This window comes from Candidatus Allofournierella merdavium (genome assembly GCF_944382735.1).
GTDB lineage: Bacteria > Bacillota > Clostridia > Oscillospirales > Ruminococcaceae > Allofournierella_A > Allofournierella_A merdavium.
On record NZ_CALWND010000003.1, the window covers coordinates 35,774 to 50,270 of the forward strand.

Annotated in this window: 12 protein-coding genes; 2 read left to right on the plus strand and 10 right to left on the minus strand. The window is 69.4% G+C overall.

The features are described from left to right. Positions 1 to 170 precede the first annotated feature (170 nt). The 9 genes from ACH2A7_RS02675 to ACH2A7_RS02715 all read right to left on the minus strand — a co-directional run bounded on the left by ACH2A7_RS02675 (position 171) and on the right by ACH2A7_RS02715 (position 10,822). The gene (locus ACH2A7_RS02675; protein ID WP_394959810.1) at positions 171 to 767 is read right to left on the minus strand and encodes an NTP transferase domain-containing protein; all 597 of its coding nucleotides are present in this window, start codon (positions 765 to 767) and stop codon (positions 171 to 173) included. Continuing rightward, positions 760 to 3,009 (minus strand): xanthine dehydrogenase family protein molybdopterin-binding subunit, encoded by a 2,250-nt coding sequence (locus ACH2A7_RS02680; protein WP_394960136.1) that lies wholly within the window; start codon positions 3,007 to 3,009, stop codon positions 760 to 762. Before ACH2A7_RS02680 ends, ACH2A7_RS02675 begins: the two co-directional genes overlap by 8 nt. Before the next feature lie 46 nt (positions 3,010 to 3,055). Beyond that, entirely contained in the window at positions 3,056 to 3,526 is a 471-nt protein-coding gene (locus ACH2A7_RS02685) for a (2Fe-2S)-binding protein (RefSeq protein ID WP_394959813.1), read from the minus strand. Positions 3,527 to 3,529: 3 nt separating this feature from the next. Further along, positions 3,530 to 4,321, minus strand: a complete 792-nt coding sequence (locus tag ACH2A7_RS02690; RefSeq protein ID WP_394959815.1) for an FAD binding domain-containing protein — start codon at positions 4,319 to 4,321, stop codon at positions 3,530 to 3,532. 108 nt (positions 4,322 to 4,429) lie between these two features. Beyond that, a complete protein-coding gene (locus ACH2A7_RS02695; protein ID WP_394959817.1) occupies positions 4,430 to 5,830 on the minus strand; it encodes a uracil-xanthine permease family protein in 1,401 nt (466 codons plus the stop codon). Positions 5,831 to 5,929: 99 nt separating this feature from the next. After that, positions 5,930 to 6,706 carry an ABC transporter ATP-binding protein gene (locus tag ACH2A7_RS02700; RefSeq protein ID WP_394959819.1) on the minus strand — a complete coding sequence of 259 codons (777 nt, stop codon included), beginning with the start codon at positions 6,704 to 6,706 and terminating at the stop codon, positions 5,930 to 5,932. Next, the gene (locus ACH2A7_RS02705) at positions 6,690 to 7,673 is read right to left on the minus strand and encodes a FecCD family ABC transporter permease (RefSeq protein WP_394959821.1); all 984 of its coding nucleotides are present in this window, start codon (positions 7,671 to 7,673) and stop codon (positions 6,690 to 6,692) included. Before ACH2A7_RS02705 ends, ACH2A7_RS02700 begins: the two co-directional genes overlap by 17 nt. 34 nt (positions 7,674 to 7,707) lie before the next feature. Beyond that, a complete protein-coding gene (locus tag ACH2A7_RS02710) occupies positions 7,708 to 8,784 on the minus strand; it encodes an ABC transporter substrate-binding protein (RefSeq protein WP_394959823.1) in 1,077 nt (358 codons plus the stop codon). Positions 8,785 to 8,863: 79 nt separating this feature from the next. Further along, positions 8,864 to 10,822 carry a hypothetical protein gene (locus ACH2A7_RS02715; RefSeq protein ID WP_394959825.1) on the minus strand — a complete coding sequence of 653 codons (1,959 nt, stop codon included), beginning with the start codon at positions 10,820 to 10,822 and terminating at the stop codon, positions 8,864 to 8,866. Positions 10,823 to 11,028: 206 nt separating this feature from the next. Here ACH2A7_RS02715 and ACH2A7_RS02720 point away from each other — a divergent pair, with 206 nt between their 5' ends. Further along, positions 11,029 to 11,808, plus strand: coding sequence for a hypothetical protein (locus ACH2A7_RS02720; protein WP_394959827.1), 780 nt, complete (start codon positions 11,029 to 11,031; stop codon positions 11,806 to 11,808). A 4-nt stretch (positions 11,809 to 11,812) separates the two neighbouring features. Here the strand turns inward: ACH2A7_RS02720 and ACH2A7_RS02725 are convergent, their stop codons facing one another. Then, the gene (locus tag ACH2A7_RS02725) at positions 11,813 to 12,637 is read right to left on the minus strand and encodes a hypothetical protein (RefSeq protein WP_394959829.1); all 825 of its coding nucleotides are present in this window, start codon (positions 12,635 to 12,637) and stop codon (positions 11,813 to 11,815) included. Between the two features lie 429 nt (positions 12,638 to 13,066). Between ACH2A7_RS02725 and asnS the strand changes: the two genes are divergently transcribed. Next, positions 13,067 to 14,452, plus strand: coding sequence for an asparagine--tRNA ligase (gene asnS, locus ACH2A7_RS02730; RefSeq protein WP_394959831.1), 1,386 nt, complete (start codon positions 13,067 to 13,069; stop codon positions 14,450 to 14,452). Positions 14,453 to 14,497 lie beyond the last annotated feature (45 nt).

Genomic DNA, 14,497 nt, shown 5'->3' on the forward strand with positions numbered 1-14,497 from the left:
CATTTTTTGCGCACGGTGGCAAACTTTTAAACGTTTTTTTCACATTTTTCTGCATTTTCATGCAAAGCGGCCCGCAAACAGTTCCCGGGCGGCGGTGTCCGCCGGGCAGGCAAAGGCGGCGGCGCGCCCGGGCGTTTGCCCCGCAGGGTTTTCTTTGATTTTTTCAAAAATCACCGAACACATTTCAACCGTTCCAGCTGCTCGGGCCGGTCGACGTCCTCCAATTCCCGCGGGTCGGCCGCTTCCACCCGCAGGCAGGCGGGGCCCAGGGCGCGCAGCACCGACCGGCCGCCCGAATCGCCTTCCAGCGCCCGGAGCTCGCCTGCCAGCGACGCGCTGAACAGGGTGGGGCTGCCCACCTTGTCGCCAACGCAGAGGGTGGCGGCGAGGGTGGGCGGAGCGGCCTTTTCCAGCAGGGCCGTCACGCTGGCGGCGGAGAGGCAGGGCTGGTCCGCCACCGCGAAGAGCAGGTAGTCGCCCGCGGCCAGCGGCTCCAGCGAATCCAGCGCCGCCCGGATGGTAAAGGAGAGGCCCCCTCCGCTCAAGGGGCTGTCCACCGCCCTTGCCCCGGCGGCGCGGGCCGCCGCCAGAATTTCCGGCGTGCGGCTGACCACCGTCACGTCGGCGGCGGGGCGCGCCTTCGCCGCCGCCAGCAGGGCGGCGAGACCGTGGGCGTAGAGGGGCTTGCCCGCCACCGGGCACAGCAGCTTGTTTGCGCCGAAGCGGCGGGCCGACCCCGCCGCCAGCAGGATGAGATGCTCAGCCATCCGTTTTTCCTCTCCTGCCCAGCAGCACCTTCTCCGGGGTGATGGGCAGGCTGCGATGCCACACGCCGGTGGCCCGGTAAACCGCGTGGGCGATGGCCGGCGAGGGGGTGTTGATGACGATTTCCCCGATGGATTTTGCCCCGAAGGGGCCGCTGGGCTCGTAGCTGGGTTCAAAGGTCACGTCCAGTTTGCCCATGTCCAGCCGGGTGGGGATCTTGTACTGCATAAAGGAATTTTCCGCCAGGCGGCCGGTGTCGCTGTAGGTGATGGTCTCGAACAGGGCCATGCCGATGCCCTGGACCAGGCCCCCCTCCGTCTGCACCCGGGCCAGATTGGGGTTGATGGGGGTGCCGCAGTCCACCACGGCGGTGTAGTCCAGCACCTTCACCCCTCCGGTCTTGGTGTCCACCTCCACCTCCACCATGCCCGCCATGAAGGGGGGCGGCGAGGTGGGTGAAGAGTGGGAGCAGGTGACCTGCAGCGCCTGGTCGCTGCCGCACATGGAGCGGCCCGCGATGTCCGCCAGGCTCACCTCTCCCCCGCCGTCCAGCCGGCGCACGGCGCGGCCGGCGAACTCCACTTCCTCCGGCGCGCAGCGCAGCATTTGGGCCGCCAGGTCGCAGATGCGCTCTTTCAGCCGGGCGCAGGCCTTCTCCACCGCTTTGCCCGTCACATAGGTGGTGGAGGAGGCGTAGGAGCCGGAGTCATAGGGGGAGGCGTCGGTGTCCGCCCCGAAGACGGCGATGTTGTCCACCTCGCAGTCCAGGCAGTCGGCGGCGATCTGGGCCAGGATGGTGTCGCAGCCGGTGCCCATGTCCGCCGCGCCGATGGTGAGGTTGTAGCAGCCGTCGTCCCCCAGCTTGAGGGTGGCAGAACCCACGTCCACCCCCGAGATGCCCGAGCCCTGCATGGCGATGGCCACGCCGGCGGCCCGCACCCTGCCGTCCCCCATGTCCCGCACGGGGTATTTTTCCTCCCAGCCGAAGCGCTGGGCGCACCTCGTGAGGCATTTGTCCAGGGTACAGGCGGTGGCGGTCTCTCCGTAGTAGGCGGGCATGGCCTGGCCCTGCCGCACGATATTTTTCAGCCGCAGGGCCACCGGGTCCATCCCCAGCCGTTCGGCCAGCTCGTTCACCGCGCTCTCCACCGCGAAGATGCCCTGGGTGGCGCCGTAGCCCCGGTAGGCCCCGGCGGACTGGTGGTTGGTGTAGACCACATTCCAGGCAAAGCGGAAGGCCTCCAGGTTGCCGGTGTAGAGGGGGATGGACTTGTGGCCGGAGAGGCCCACGGTGGTGGGGCCGTGCTCGCCGTAGGCCCCGGTGTCCGAGAGGGTGTAGACGTCCAGGGCGCGGATGATCCCCTCTTTGGACGCGCCCAGCCGCACCCGCACCTCCATGGGGTGCCGGGGGCTGGAGGCGACGAGGCTCTCCTGGCGGGAGTAGATCATCCGGGCGGGGCGGCCGGTCTTCCAGGTGACGAAGGCGGGGTACACTTCCGCCACCACCGTCTGCTTGGCCCCGAAGCCGCCGCCGATGCGGGGCTTTTCCACATGGATCTTGGATTTGGGGATGTCCAGGGCGTTGGCCAGGATGCGCCGCACATGGAAGACGATCTGGGTGGAGGCCACCACATGCAGCCGGCCGTAGGCGTCCAGCTCGGTGTAGGCCCGGAAGGTCTCCATCATGGCCTGGTTGCAGGCCTGGGTATTATAAGTGTGCTCCACCACCACATCACAATCCGCCAGCACCTTCTCCACATCCCCGTCGGCGTCGCTGCCGGAGGCGCAGAGGTTGCGGCGGTTGTCCGCCCCCACGGGGCAGAGGGCCTTCCAGTCCTCCTCCGGGTGCACCAGCACCGGGCCGTCCAGGGCCTCGTGGGGGTCCAGCACCGCGGGCAGCACCTGATACTTCACCTTGATGCGCTTCAGCGCCTGCCGGGCGGCCTCCTCGGTCTCGGCGGCCACGATGGCCACCGCGTCCCCCACATAGCGCACATGCCTGTCCAGGATGAGCCGGTCGTAGGGGGAGGCCTCGGGCCAGGTCTGGCCCGCCTGGGTGAACCGCTTTTGGGGCACGTCCCGCCAGGTGTAGACCGCCGCCACCCCCGGCGTGCGCAGGGCGGCGGCGGGGTCGACGGATTCGATGAGGGCGTTGGCGTGGGGGCTGCGCAGCACCTTGACCACCAGGCAGTCCGCCGGGGTCACGTCCTCGGTGTACACCGGCTTGCCCAGCAAGAGGGCCATGGCGTCCTTTTTGCGCACCGGCGCGCCCACGGCGCGGCGATCGGCTTCACCCACGGTCCTCACCCCCTTTGCGGCTGTTCAAAAAGGCGCGGATGCCCCGCAGCTGCCCCTCGTAGCCGGAGCAGCGGCAGAGATTCCCCGCCAGAAAGGCGCGGATGTCGTCGTCGGTGGGGTCGGGGTTCTCCCGCAAAAGGGCGATGGTGTTCATCACAAAGCCCGGGTTGCAGAAGCCGCACTGCTCCGCCCCCTGGTCGGCGATGAACTCGGCGAAGGGGCGGGCCTCCTCCTGCAGGCCCTCCAGCGTGTCCACCCGGCGGCCCGCCGCCCGCAGGGCCAGCACCGAGCAGGAGAGCACCGGCGCGCCGTCCAGCAGCACGGTGCACAGCCCGCAGCCCGAGGTCTCGCAGCCCCGCTTGACGCTCAGGCAGCCCAGCCGGCGCACCAGGTCCAGGAGCAGGGTGTCCGGCCGCACATCGGCGGCCACCGGCCGGCCGTTCAGGGTAAATTTCAGTTCCATGGCTCACTCCTCCTCCAGTTGCAGCGCGGCGCGGCGCACCAGTGCCCGGCAGACCTCCCGCCGGTACTCCGCCGAGGCCCGGGTGTTGGAGCCGAACACCGCCCGCCGGGCGACCGTCTCGGCAAAGGCGGCGGCGCTTTCTTCGTTCACGCCATTCGCCAGCTGCCCCGCCTCGTCGTCAAAGCGCTGTGCCCGGGCGGGGCGGGCCCCCACGGCGCAGGCCACTTTCCCCTCCCGGCGCGCCACCGCGCAGGTGAGGGTGGGGAAATCGGTGGCGGAATTGCGCTGGGAGAGATAGACCGCTTCCACCTTGCCGCCGGGGATGAAGATATGGGTCAGGATGTCCTTGCGGATGTCCGACTCCGCAAAGTCGCGAAGGCTCATCCGCCCGGCTTCGGCCAGTTCCACCCGGGCGTCCAGCGCCAGCAGCAGGGTGAGGGGGTCGGAGAAGCCGAACCGCCCGAAGACGCTGCCGCCGATGGTGGCAAGGTTGCGAAACTGCACCCCCACGATGTGTTTGACGCTCTCGGCCATGGCTCCGCCGGTGAAGGCGGCGAGCCCCGTGTGGGTCTCCAGCCGGCGCAGGGTGACCATGGCCCCGATGCGCCAGCCCTCGGGCGTCTCCTCGATGGCGTCGAGGCCGAGGCCCGCCAGGTCCACGGCGGTGTCCACGGTTTTATCCTGCAGTTTCAGCCAGAGCATCCCCCCCAGCGCCACGTTGCTCTTTTTTTCCCGCAGCAGGCGCAGGGCCTCCGGGACGGTCTGGGGCCGGGCATAGTGTTTGATGGTCAGCACGGCGGTTCCTCCCTGTGGTGAATTTTCGTGTTTATTGTAGCATATCCCCGCCCCGCAAAAAAAGCCCCCGGCGCGGCCGGGGGCGGCAGAGGGCTGCGGACAGCGCTGTTACGCCTGTTTTTCCCTGGGCAGCAGCAGGTTCATCACGATGGCCACGAAGGCGGCGGGCACGATGCCCGAGCCGCCGAACACCAGCTGCACCGCCTGGGGCAGGCCGGCCAGCACCGCGCTGTTGGCCCCCAGGCCGTAGCCCAGGCCCAGGGCCACCGACACGATGGACATACTGCGGGGGGTGAGGGGCTCCCGGGTGATGAGCTGGATGCCGCTCATCACGATGGAGGAGAACATGATGACCGCCGCGCCGCCCAGCACGCTCTGGGGCATGATGGACACCAGCGCCGCCAGTTTCGGCAAAAGGCCGCAGAGCACCAGGAACACCGCGCCGCAGGCCAGGGCCATGCGGTTGACGATGCGGGTCATGGTGACGAGGCCCACGTTCTGGCTGAAGGAGGTGTTGGGCAGCACCCCGAAGAGGGCGGCGAAGGAGGAGCCCAGGCCGTCGCAGATGATGCCGCCGGACAGCTCGGTGTCGGTGGCCTCCCGGCCCATGCCGCCCTCGGTGACGCCGGAGATGTCACCCACCGTCTCCACGGCGGTGACGATGAACATCACCAGCACCGGCAGGATGGCCCGCAGATCGAACACCGGCTTCACCGGCATCAGCCGGGGCACGGCGAACCAGTCGGCCTCCAGGACTTTATCCCAGTTGAGCACCCAGGCCTTTGTGTACTCCACCCCCTCGGCCGTGACGCCGGTGGTGGGCAGCACCAGGCCCAGCACCCCGCAGAGGATGTAGCCGAAGACGATGCCGAAGAGGATGCAGGAGGAGCTGGCCAGCCCCTTGGCCCCGTGCTTGAGCACCAGCACCGCCACCATCACCGCCAGGCCGATGAGCAGGTTCTCCAGCGAACCGTAGTCCGCCGCGGAGGTGCCGCCGCCGAAGGAGCCCACCCCCACGCCGATGAGGGACAGGCCGATGGACAGCACCACCGTGCCGGTGACCACCGCCGGGAAGAAGCGGCGCAGGGGCTTGAGGAACACGCCCAGCACCGTCTCGAACAGCCCGCCCAGGATGGACGCGCCCATGATGGCCGCGTAGGCGGCCACACCGCCGCTCATCACGTTGACCACGCTCTGAAACACCCCGATGAAACCGGAGCTGGTGCCCATGATGATGGGCACCTTGCCGCCCACCGGGCCCACGGCGTAAAGCTGCACCAGGGTGACGATGCCGGCCACCAGCATGGCGTTCTGCAAAAGGCCCACCTGAAGGGCCGCCAGTTCCGCCCCGTCGCCCACGGCGGCGCAGAGGTTGGTGATGGTGAGGATGGGCGTCAGGTTGCCCACGAACATGGCCAGCACATGCTGCAGGCCCAGGGGCACCGCCTGGGCCTGGGGCAGCCGGCCCTCAAACTCATAGGGGGTGACGTATTGTGTTGTCTTTTCCACCGTTTTCCTCCTCCATTTTTTTCCGCAAACAGAGCAATTATACCGCCTGCCCGCGAAAAATCCATCCCTTTTCGCGGGCAGGCGGCAAACTTCTCCCTTTTATTCAATTGTGCACAGCCAATGCCCCGTTTCCTTGTCCGCTTTGACCCGGATGCCGGGGTAGAGGCGGGCCAGCGCCGCCTGGGCCTCGGCGTCGGCGCAGCGCCCGGGCTCAAGGCGGCCCACGACGCGGCCCTCCCGCAAAAGCAGCACCGGGGAGCAATAGCGCAGGGCCAGCGCCGGGTCGTGGAGCACCGCCACCGCGCACCGTCCCCCTTCCGCCAGCCGGTCCCGCAGCAGTCGGAACAGCCGGTGGGTGTTGGAAAAGTCCAGCGCGCTGCCCGGCTCGTCCAGCAGCAGCACCGGCGCGCTTTGCACCATGGCCCGGGCCAGCTGCACCAGCTGCCGCTGGCCCTGGCTGAGGGCGGCGCAGTCGGTGTGCAGCAGCTTTTCCAGGCCGAAGGCCGCGGCCGCGGCGGCCACCGCCGCCTTCGCCCCCGGGTCGGCCCGCAGCGGCCCGCCCCAGGCGTAGCGGCCCATCTCCAGCACCTCCTCCACCCGCACGCCGGGCAGCAGGGGGATCTGCTGGCCCACCAGCGCCAGCCGCCTGGCCCGCTGCTTTGGGGAGAGGGGCAGGCAGTCCTGCCCGTTCACCAGCACCCGGCCGGCGGTTTTGCGCACCCCGCCGGCCAGGGCGTTCAGCAGGGTGGACTTGCCCGCCCCGTTGGGCCCCAGCACCGCCGCCAGCTGCCCCTCCTGCACCGAAAAGGAGACGTTTTGCACCACCGGCCGTTCGTAGCCGGCGGCAAGGTCCTTCACCTCAAGCGTCCTGCTCACCTCCCCTTCCCCGGCGCACCAGCAGCGCCAGCAGCACCGGCACCGCCGCCGCCACCGTGAAGATGCTCAGGGGCAGGTTGAGCAGGCGGGCGGGCAGGTCCGCCGCCAGCAGCACCGCCGCCCCGGCGAGGCCGCAGAGGGCGAGGTAGGGCCCACCCCGCCGCCCGCCGAGGAAGAAGGCGATGTGGGGGGCGATGAGGCCCACAAAGGCCACCGCGCCGCACACCGACACCACCGCCGCCACCATCAGGGTGGTGAGGCTGAGCACCAGGGCCCGCCAGAGGGCCGGATCAAGGCCCAGGCCGCGGGCGGCGCTCTCCCCCAGGCTGAGCATCAGGATGGGCTTGCGCACCAGCCACAGCAAAAGGGCGCACCCCGCCGCCAGGGCGGCGGGCAGGGCGATCTTTTCCCCGGTGACGGCGGAAAGGCTGCCCATGGTCCAGCTCTCGATGGCCCCCAGCTGGCCCTCCGGGTCCGCCAGGGTCTTGAGCACCATAAGCCCCGCCTCGGCCAGGGAGGAGACGATGACCCCCGCCAGCAGGTAGCTGCCGGTGCGGGCCAGGCGCGCCGCGCCCACCAGCCCCAGCACCGCCGCCAGGGCGGCCATGCCGAAGGCGAAGGCGCAGAGCGTCACCGAAAGCCGCCCGCCCGCGCCCAGCACGATGGCCGCCGCGGCGCCCAGGCTCGCCCCCGAGGAGACGCCGGTGAGGTCCGGCGAGGCCAGGGGGTTGGAAAACACCGTTTGATACACGCCCCCCGCCATGCCCAGGGCCCAGCCCCCGGCCAGGCCCATCAGGGTGCGGGGCAGCCGCAGCTGCCAGAACACCCGGGCGGCAAGGCCGCCGGGGTCTTGCAGGATCTCTGAAAAAGAAAGGGGAAAGCTGCCGGTGAGCAGCCCCGCGGCGGCCAGCGCGGCCACCGCCCCAAGGCAGCCGGCCAGCGCGACGCGGGTGCGGGTGCTGTTCATGGCGCTCTCCCCTTTCGTTTATTTTCCGGGCAATTTATTTTGTGATGAGGCTCTCGTCCACGGCGAAGCCGTAGAAGGTCTGGTAAAAGTTCGCCGCGTCGGCGGTGAACTGCTCAAAGGGATACTCTTCCGGGTGCAGCACGCTGGTGAGCCACAGGCAGCCCAGGATGCCGGAGGGGATGGGAGAATCCCACTCCTCCAGGCCGGCGGGCATCTGGTAGACTTTGCCGCTCTCCACGGCGGGCACCCCCGCCAGCTGGGCGTCCGCCAGCAGGTCGGCGGCGGTGTACTCCGCCCCGGAGGGCACCACGATCACGTCGGGGGCCATGGCCAGGATGTCCTCATAGGACACCTCGGTCCAGTAATCCCCTTCCAGAGAGGCGGCGGCGTTCACCCCGCCGGCGGTCTCGATGAGATAGTTCTGGTACATCCCCGCGGGGGCGCAGCTCATGTAGCTGGAGTTGGAGGCCATGTAGACGGTGGGCTTATCCGCACCCTCGGTGAGGGCGGCCATTCGGGCCAGCTGTTCGTCGTAGTAGCCGGTGAGGGCCGCGGCGGCGTCCTCCGCCCCCAGGGCCCGGCCCAAAAAGCCGATCATCTCCACCAGCGCCTCGTGGCTCTCGGGGGCCACCACCAGCGACGGGATGCCCAGCCCGTCCAGGGTGTCGGCGTAGTCGACGAGGGCGGCGGGCAGGATGACCAGGTCCGGTTCCAGGGCGGCCACCGCCTCCGTGTCCAGCTCCTTCATGGTGCCCACGCCGGGCTTTTCGATGAGTTCGGGGGCGGCCATCTGATACAGCGAGCGGGTGTTCGCCTTCTTTTCCAGGCCCACGATGGCGTCCGCCTTGCCCAGGGCCAGCACCGCGTAGGTGCTGATGTAGTAGCCGCTCACCACCGTCTCGGCGGGGGCGGCCAGCTCCACCGTGCGGCCCGCCTGGTCGGTGAGGGTCAGACCCCCGGCCTCGCTCGCCGGCGCGGAGGCGCCGGCGGAGGGCGCGGAGGAAACAGGGGCCGAAGCGCTGCCGGAGGCGGGCGCGGACGCGCAGCCGGTGAGGGCCAGGGTCAGCGCCAGGGCCAGGGCGGCCAGGCGCGGGAAGAGGTTCTTTTTCACGTTGATTCAACTCCTTGTCGTTCTCGCGCCCGGCGGGCGCGGCTCAGCGGGGATATTCTACCCCATGGCGCGGCGCGGGTCAAGAGGCCGCGGGCACCCGGTAGAGGCGCACCGCGTCGGTGGCGAAGTCCGGGGTGCGCTGCCACTGGGGCCAGCCCTCCACCCGGGTGGACACCAGCAGCCAGTCGATGCCCTCCTGCGCGGCCAGCCGGAATGCCTCCTCCTCGCTCAGCCGGAAGAAGATGGCGTCGCTCACCTCTTCCAGCCGGCGGCGGGTCTCGGCGTAGGCGTTGTCGTAGTCCAGCGCGTAGCGGTAGGATTCCAGATAGCTGCGCCGCTGGCTGGCGGCGGTGTAGAAATGGAACACCCCGTCCGCGCCGGCCAGGGTCTTGTTGTTGCGGTTGGTGGCGAAGATGTCGCCGGCCTCGCTGTTCTCCCGCAGCCAGCGGGCGGCCTGCCAGTCGCCGGCGAGCACGCTCTCCTCCGCCGGCTCGCTCACCCGCAAGCCCGCGCAGCGCAGCGCCGCCTGCACCCCCTCCCGGCACTCGGGCACCACGTCGGTGAGCTGCCAGCCGAAGGCCGCGAGGCAGGCCGCGGCCAGCGCCCCGGCGGCCAGCGGGCGCAGGGCGGCGCGGCGCGCCGCCAGCCACCGGCCGCAGGCGGCCAGGGCGGGCAGGGCCGCCAGCCACCACATCGGGATGGCCGCCAGCAAAAAGTAGACCTGGGAGAAGGAATAGTGGGTGTAGAGGGCGAAGGCCGCCGGCCCGCCCACGGCGATGGCGTTGACGCACAGCTGGGCGAAGGTGAGCCGGCGCAGGCGGGCCAGGCTCCAGGGCAGCGACGCGAGGTAGAGCACAAGGCCCAGCAGCGAGGCGTTCACCAGCGCCTCGGGCAGTTCGCCCAGTCGGGCGGCGCCGCTGAACATCAGGTTGTTCACCGCGCCCCGGAACACCAGCGCCCAGCAGGCCCCGAAGGCCCCCGCGCAGAGGGCGGCCAGCGCCGCCATCCGGGGCCGCAGGCGGCCGGTGACCAGCGAGACGGCCAGGGCGGCGGCAAAGGCGCAGAGGGCCAGCGCCCCCAGGGTGCTCTTGATCATGCACAGGGCGGCGCAGACCGCGAAGAAGCAGGGCCAGAGGGCCCGGGGCGGCTTTTCCTCCTCCAGCGCCCGGTCGGCCAGCAGCAGCACGCCGCACAGCCCCAGCAGCGCCGTGCCCATGCCGTTGGTGTTGGTGAACAGGTGGAAGGGCTGCTCACTGAAGCGGCTGTTCATAAAGAACACCGCCCCCGCGCCCAGGGCCGCCAGCCACTCCCCCGCGCCCAGCCGCTTTGCCAGCGCCCACAGCGCACCCAGGGCCAGCAGGCCCACCGGGGCGTACCAGTAGAAGGCCAGCCCCTCCCAGGCGCCGGCCCCCGCGGCCCGGGCCAGCAGCCCGGCGGCAAGGTCGTTGAGGAAGTGGTAGTGGAGGGTGTAGCCCGCCATGCGCATATCCTGGAAGGGCGCGCCGAAGGCGGCCGCCGCCGCGTTGCCCACGCTCCAGAGCAGGTCCTGGTTGTAGGTCCACACCCGCAGCCGCTCGGGGGTGGCGGCGGGCAGCACCCCCCAAAAGGCGTGGAAGAACAAAAACATCCCCATGAAAAGCTGCAGCAGGCTCACCGGGCCCCGGGGCAGCGCCGGGCGCAGACGGGGTTTTTCCCGCAGCCATTCGGCCGCCCCCGCTTCGCCCAGGGCGAGGCCGGGGGCAAGCGCCGCCCAGGCGCCCCACCGGCCCAGCAGCCACCAGGCCGCCAGCAGCACGCCGCTGCCCGCGCAGAAGGCCGCCGCCAGCCGCGCCGCGCCCTCCAGGCCGGGGGCGGCCAGCCCCGTGAGAAAGCGCCCCGCGCACAGGATCGCTACAAAAAACAGCCCGGCAAAGGCCGCCAGCTCCAGCGGCCCGCCCCCCGCGGCCAGCACCGCCGCCAGCCACACAAGGCCCCCCGCGCACAGCGCCGCCGGCCCCGCCAGCCGGCCCGCCCGGCAGATGATCTCGTTCCTCTTCAAAAAAGCACACGTCCCTTTCCCATCGCGCCGCGGCGCGGATCGTCTGGTGTCATTTTACTATAAATCCCCCGCGATGGAAACCGTCCCGCCCCGCTTTTCTTCTTTTTATAAAAATTTCACCCCGTTCTTCATTGTGGCGAAAGGCCGCGTATAGTACAATCAAGCTGTACCCCGCCGGCCCCGCCGGCCGAAAGGAGCGAAAGCGTATGTTCACCGTCTATCATTTCCTCTGGCTGGGCGTCTCGGCCGCCCTCATCGCCGGGGCGCTGTGGCTTCTGCGCCGGCGCCGCCCGCCGCTGCAGCGGGTGCTCAGCGTCTGCTGCGCGCTGAGCGTCGCCTCCGAGCTGGTGAAGGCGCTCAGCGTGGTGGAGATGGTGCCCTCCGCCGACGGGTCGATGCTGCTGCCCTACATCGAGTTGCAGCACCTGCCGCTGCATTTGTGCAGCATCCAGATCCTGCTGATCTTCTACGCCCGCTTCGCCCGCCCCGGCCGCGGGCGCACCGCCGTGCTGGCCTTTATGTATCCCACCTGCCTCATCGGCGCGGTGCTGGCTCTGGCCATGCCCTCCATCTTCTCCACCAGCCTCCCGGCCAGCCAGGCCTTTGCCCATCCCCTCGCCTACCAGTTCTTCCTCTACCACTCCATGCTGGTGGTGCTGGGGGCTTATATCCCCTGCTGCGGCGAGGTGGAACTGCGGCCCCGGCACTATTTTTCCACCCTGGGGCTGCTGGGGGCGCTGGCGCTGCTCTCGCTGTATCTCAATTCCATGTTCGCCGCCGCCACCTACGAGGACGGGGAACTGGTGAGCGTGGAGTACGCCACCAACTTTTTCTTCACCTACAAGCCGCCCCTGCCCATCCCCCTGACCAGCGTGGGGCAGTGGCTGGCGTATCTGGCGGTCATCTGCCTGCTGGCAGTGGCGCTGGTGGGGCTGTGCTACCTGCCGGTATTTTTGCACGCCCGCAAAAAGGCCGCCGCGGGGTGAGCCCTCACGACGGCCAGCGCGCCCCCTGGGGCAGGCCCCAGACCTGCACCGTCTCCAAAAGGGGCGAGAGGGAGATGTCCCGGGGGGTGACCGGCCAGCCGCCCCCGTCGATATCGTAGCCGAAGGCGGCGAAGGCGCACCACACCAGATGGGCGCACTGGGTGGCGGGGGGCCGGGCGGTCTCCCCCAGCCAGGGCAGCCCCGAGAAAAGGCCGTAGGGCAGGTCCAGCAGGTTTTGCCGCGCCCAGTCCGCCAGGGCGGCCCGGCGCTCGGCGCTCACCCCCGAAAGGCGCAGCACCGCCACGGCCGCCTTGTCCTGCCAGGTGGAAAGGCTGCTCAGCCGGCTGGGCTGGCCCAGGCTGTAGGCCTCCAGCACCAGCCCCTCCTCCACGTCCACCACCAGCGCCGCGTGGCCGTTGCGCCAGCCCCCGCACCGGCTGGAGGGGGTGAGCAGCACGTCCCCCTTTTCCAGCGGGGCGAAGCGCAGCTCGCTCCCGCTCACCTCCAGGCGCACAATGGCCACCCCCTTCACCGTCTCCCATTGGCAGGGGGCGAAGTACCGGGCCTGAAAGTCAAACAGCTCCTCTCCCCGGCCCGTTTCCAGCAGCGCGTCCACCGCCCCCTTGCCCAGGCCCGTCTGGGCAAGGAGCAGCCGGTAGTCCGGCCGGCCCGCCTCGGCCCGCGCCACCACCCCCGTCAGGTCCACCATGGGGTAATCGGGCGAGGCGTGGGCAAAGCGGGGCGCGCGGCACACCCACACCGCCGCCTCCACCGCCGCCGCTGCCGCCAGCGCCAGGGCCGCCAGGGCCCGCCGCGTCCCCCTTTTCATGCCGCCGCCCCCCCTTCTGCTGATAGCATACCGCCGCTGCGGCGAAAAAATGCGGCGAAACGGCCTTGACAAGGGCCGGCGAAAGGGGTAAACTGGCACCAACAGCTGTGAAAAAGAGCAGTACGCCGGCCAGCGGCGGCCCAGCGAGCGGGGAGCGGTGCGAGCCCCGCCCGGCGCCCGGCGGAAGGAACACTTTGGAGCTGCACCCCCGAACCCGCCCCGGCGGCAGTAGGGCGTGTCGTGGGCGGCGCGTTAAGCCGCGACGCTTGTATGAGCGGAAAAGGGGCCGTGCGAACGGCAAGTTAGGTGGCACCGCGGATCCGGCAGCGATTCGTCCTAATGGAAGGGACGATTCCGGCTGCCGGTCTTTTTTTGCTCTTTCACCGTGAGCAAAGGGCAAAAACCGCTTTGTAAAGGAGATAAGGAACAATGGAACGCATCATCATCAAAGACCTGTTTTCCTGCCCCCCCGCCGACGGCGCCGAAGTGACCGTCTGCGGCTGGGCCAGGACCGTGCGCGACTCCAAGAACATCGGCTTCATCGAGCTGAGCGACGGCTCCGCCTTCAAGAACCTGCAGGTGGTGTTCGAGGCCGGCAAGCTGGAAAACTACAAGGAGGTGGCCAAGGCCGGCGTGGGCACCAGCATGCGGGTGAAGGGCCGGGTGGTGCTGACCCCCGGCGCCAAGCAGCCCCTGGAGGTGAACGCCGACAGCGTGGAACTGCTGGGCGGCTGCCCGCCGGAGTATCCGCTGCAGAAAAAGCGGCACAGCGTGGAATTCCTGCGCACCATGCCCCACCTGCGCCCCCGCACCAACACCTTCGCGGCGGCCTTCCGGGTGCGCAGCACCGCCGCCTATGCCATCCACCGCTTCTTCCAGGAGCGGGGCTTCGTCTATGTGCACACCCCCCTCATCACCGGCTCCGACTGCGAGGGCGCGGGCGAGATGTTCCGGGTCACCACCCTGGACCTGAACGATGTGCCCCGCACCGAGGAGGGCGCGGTGGACTTTGGCCGCGACTTCTTCGGCCGCTCCACCCACCTGACGGTGAGCGGCCAGCTGGAGGGCGAGGCGATGGCCATGGCCTTCGGCAACATCTACACCTTCGGGCCCACCTTCCGGGCGGAGAACTCCAACACCCCCCGCCACGCCGCCGAGTTCTGGATGATCGAGCCGGAGATGGCCTTTGCCGACCTGTCCGATTACATGGACAACGCCGAGGCCATGGTGAAATATGTGATCGGCTATGTGCTGGAGCAGTGCCCGGACGAGCTGGTCTTCTTCAACCAGTTCTTCGACAAGGGCCTGGTGGAGCGGCTCACCGCCCTGGTGAACGCCGACTTTGCCCGGGTAAGCTACACCGAGGCGGTAAAGATCCTGGAGAAGAACAACGACAAATTCCAGTACAAGGTGGAGTGGGGCACCGACCTGCAGACCGAGCACGAGCGGTTCCTCACCGAACAGGTGTACCGCAAGCCGGTGTTCGTGACCGACTACCCCGCCGCCATCAAGAGTTTTTATATGCGGGCCAACGACGACGGGCGCACCGTGGCCGCCGCCGACATGCTGGTGCCCGGCGTGGGCGAGCTGATCGGCGGCAGCCAGCGTGAGGAGCGGCTGGACCTGCTGCTGGCCAAGATGGAAAAGCTGGGCATGAGCATGGCCGACTACCAGCAGTATCTGGACCTGCGCCGCTACGGCAGCGTGCAGCATGCGGGCTACGGCCTGGGGTTCGAGCGGCTCATCATGTACCTCACCGGCATCCCCAACATCCGGGACGTCATCCCCTACCCCCGCACCGCCGGCGGCTTCTGAGCCAAAGCGGACAAAATGACAAAGAGCGGCGGCCTCGCAGTGCGC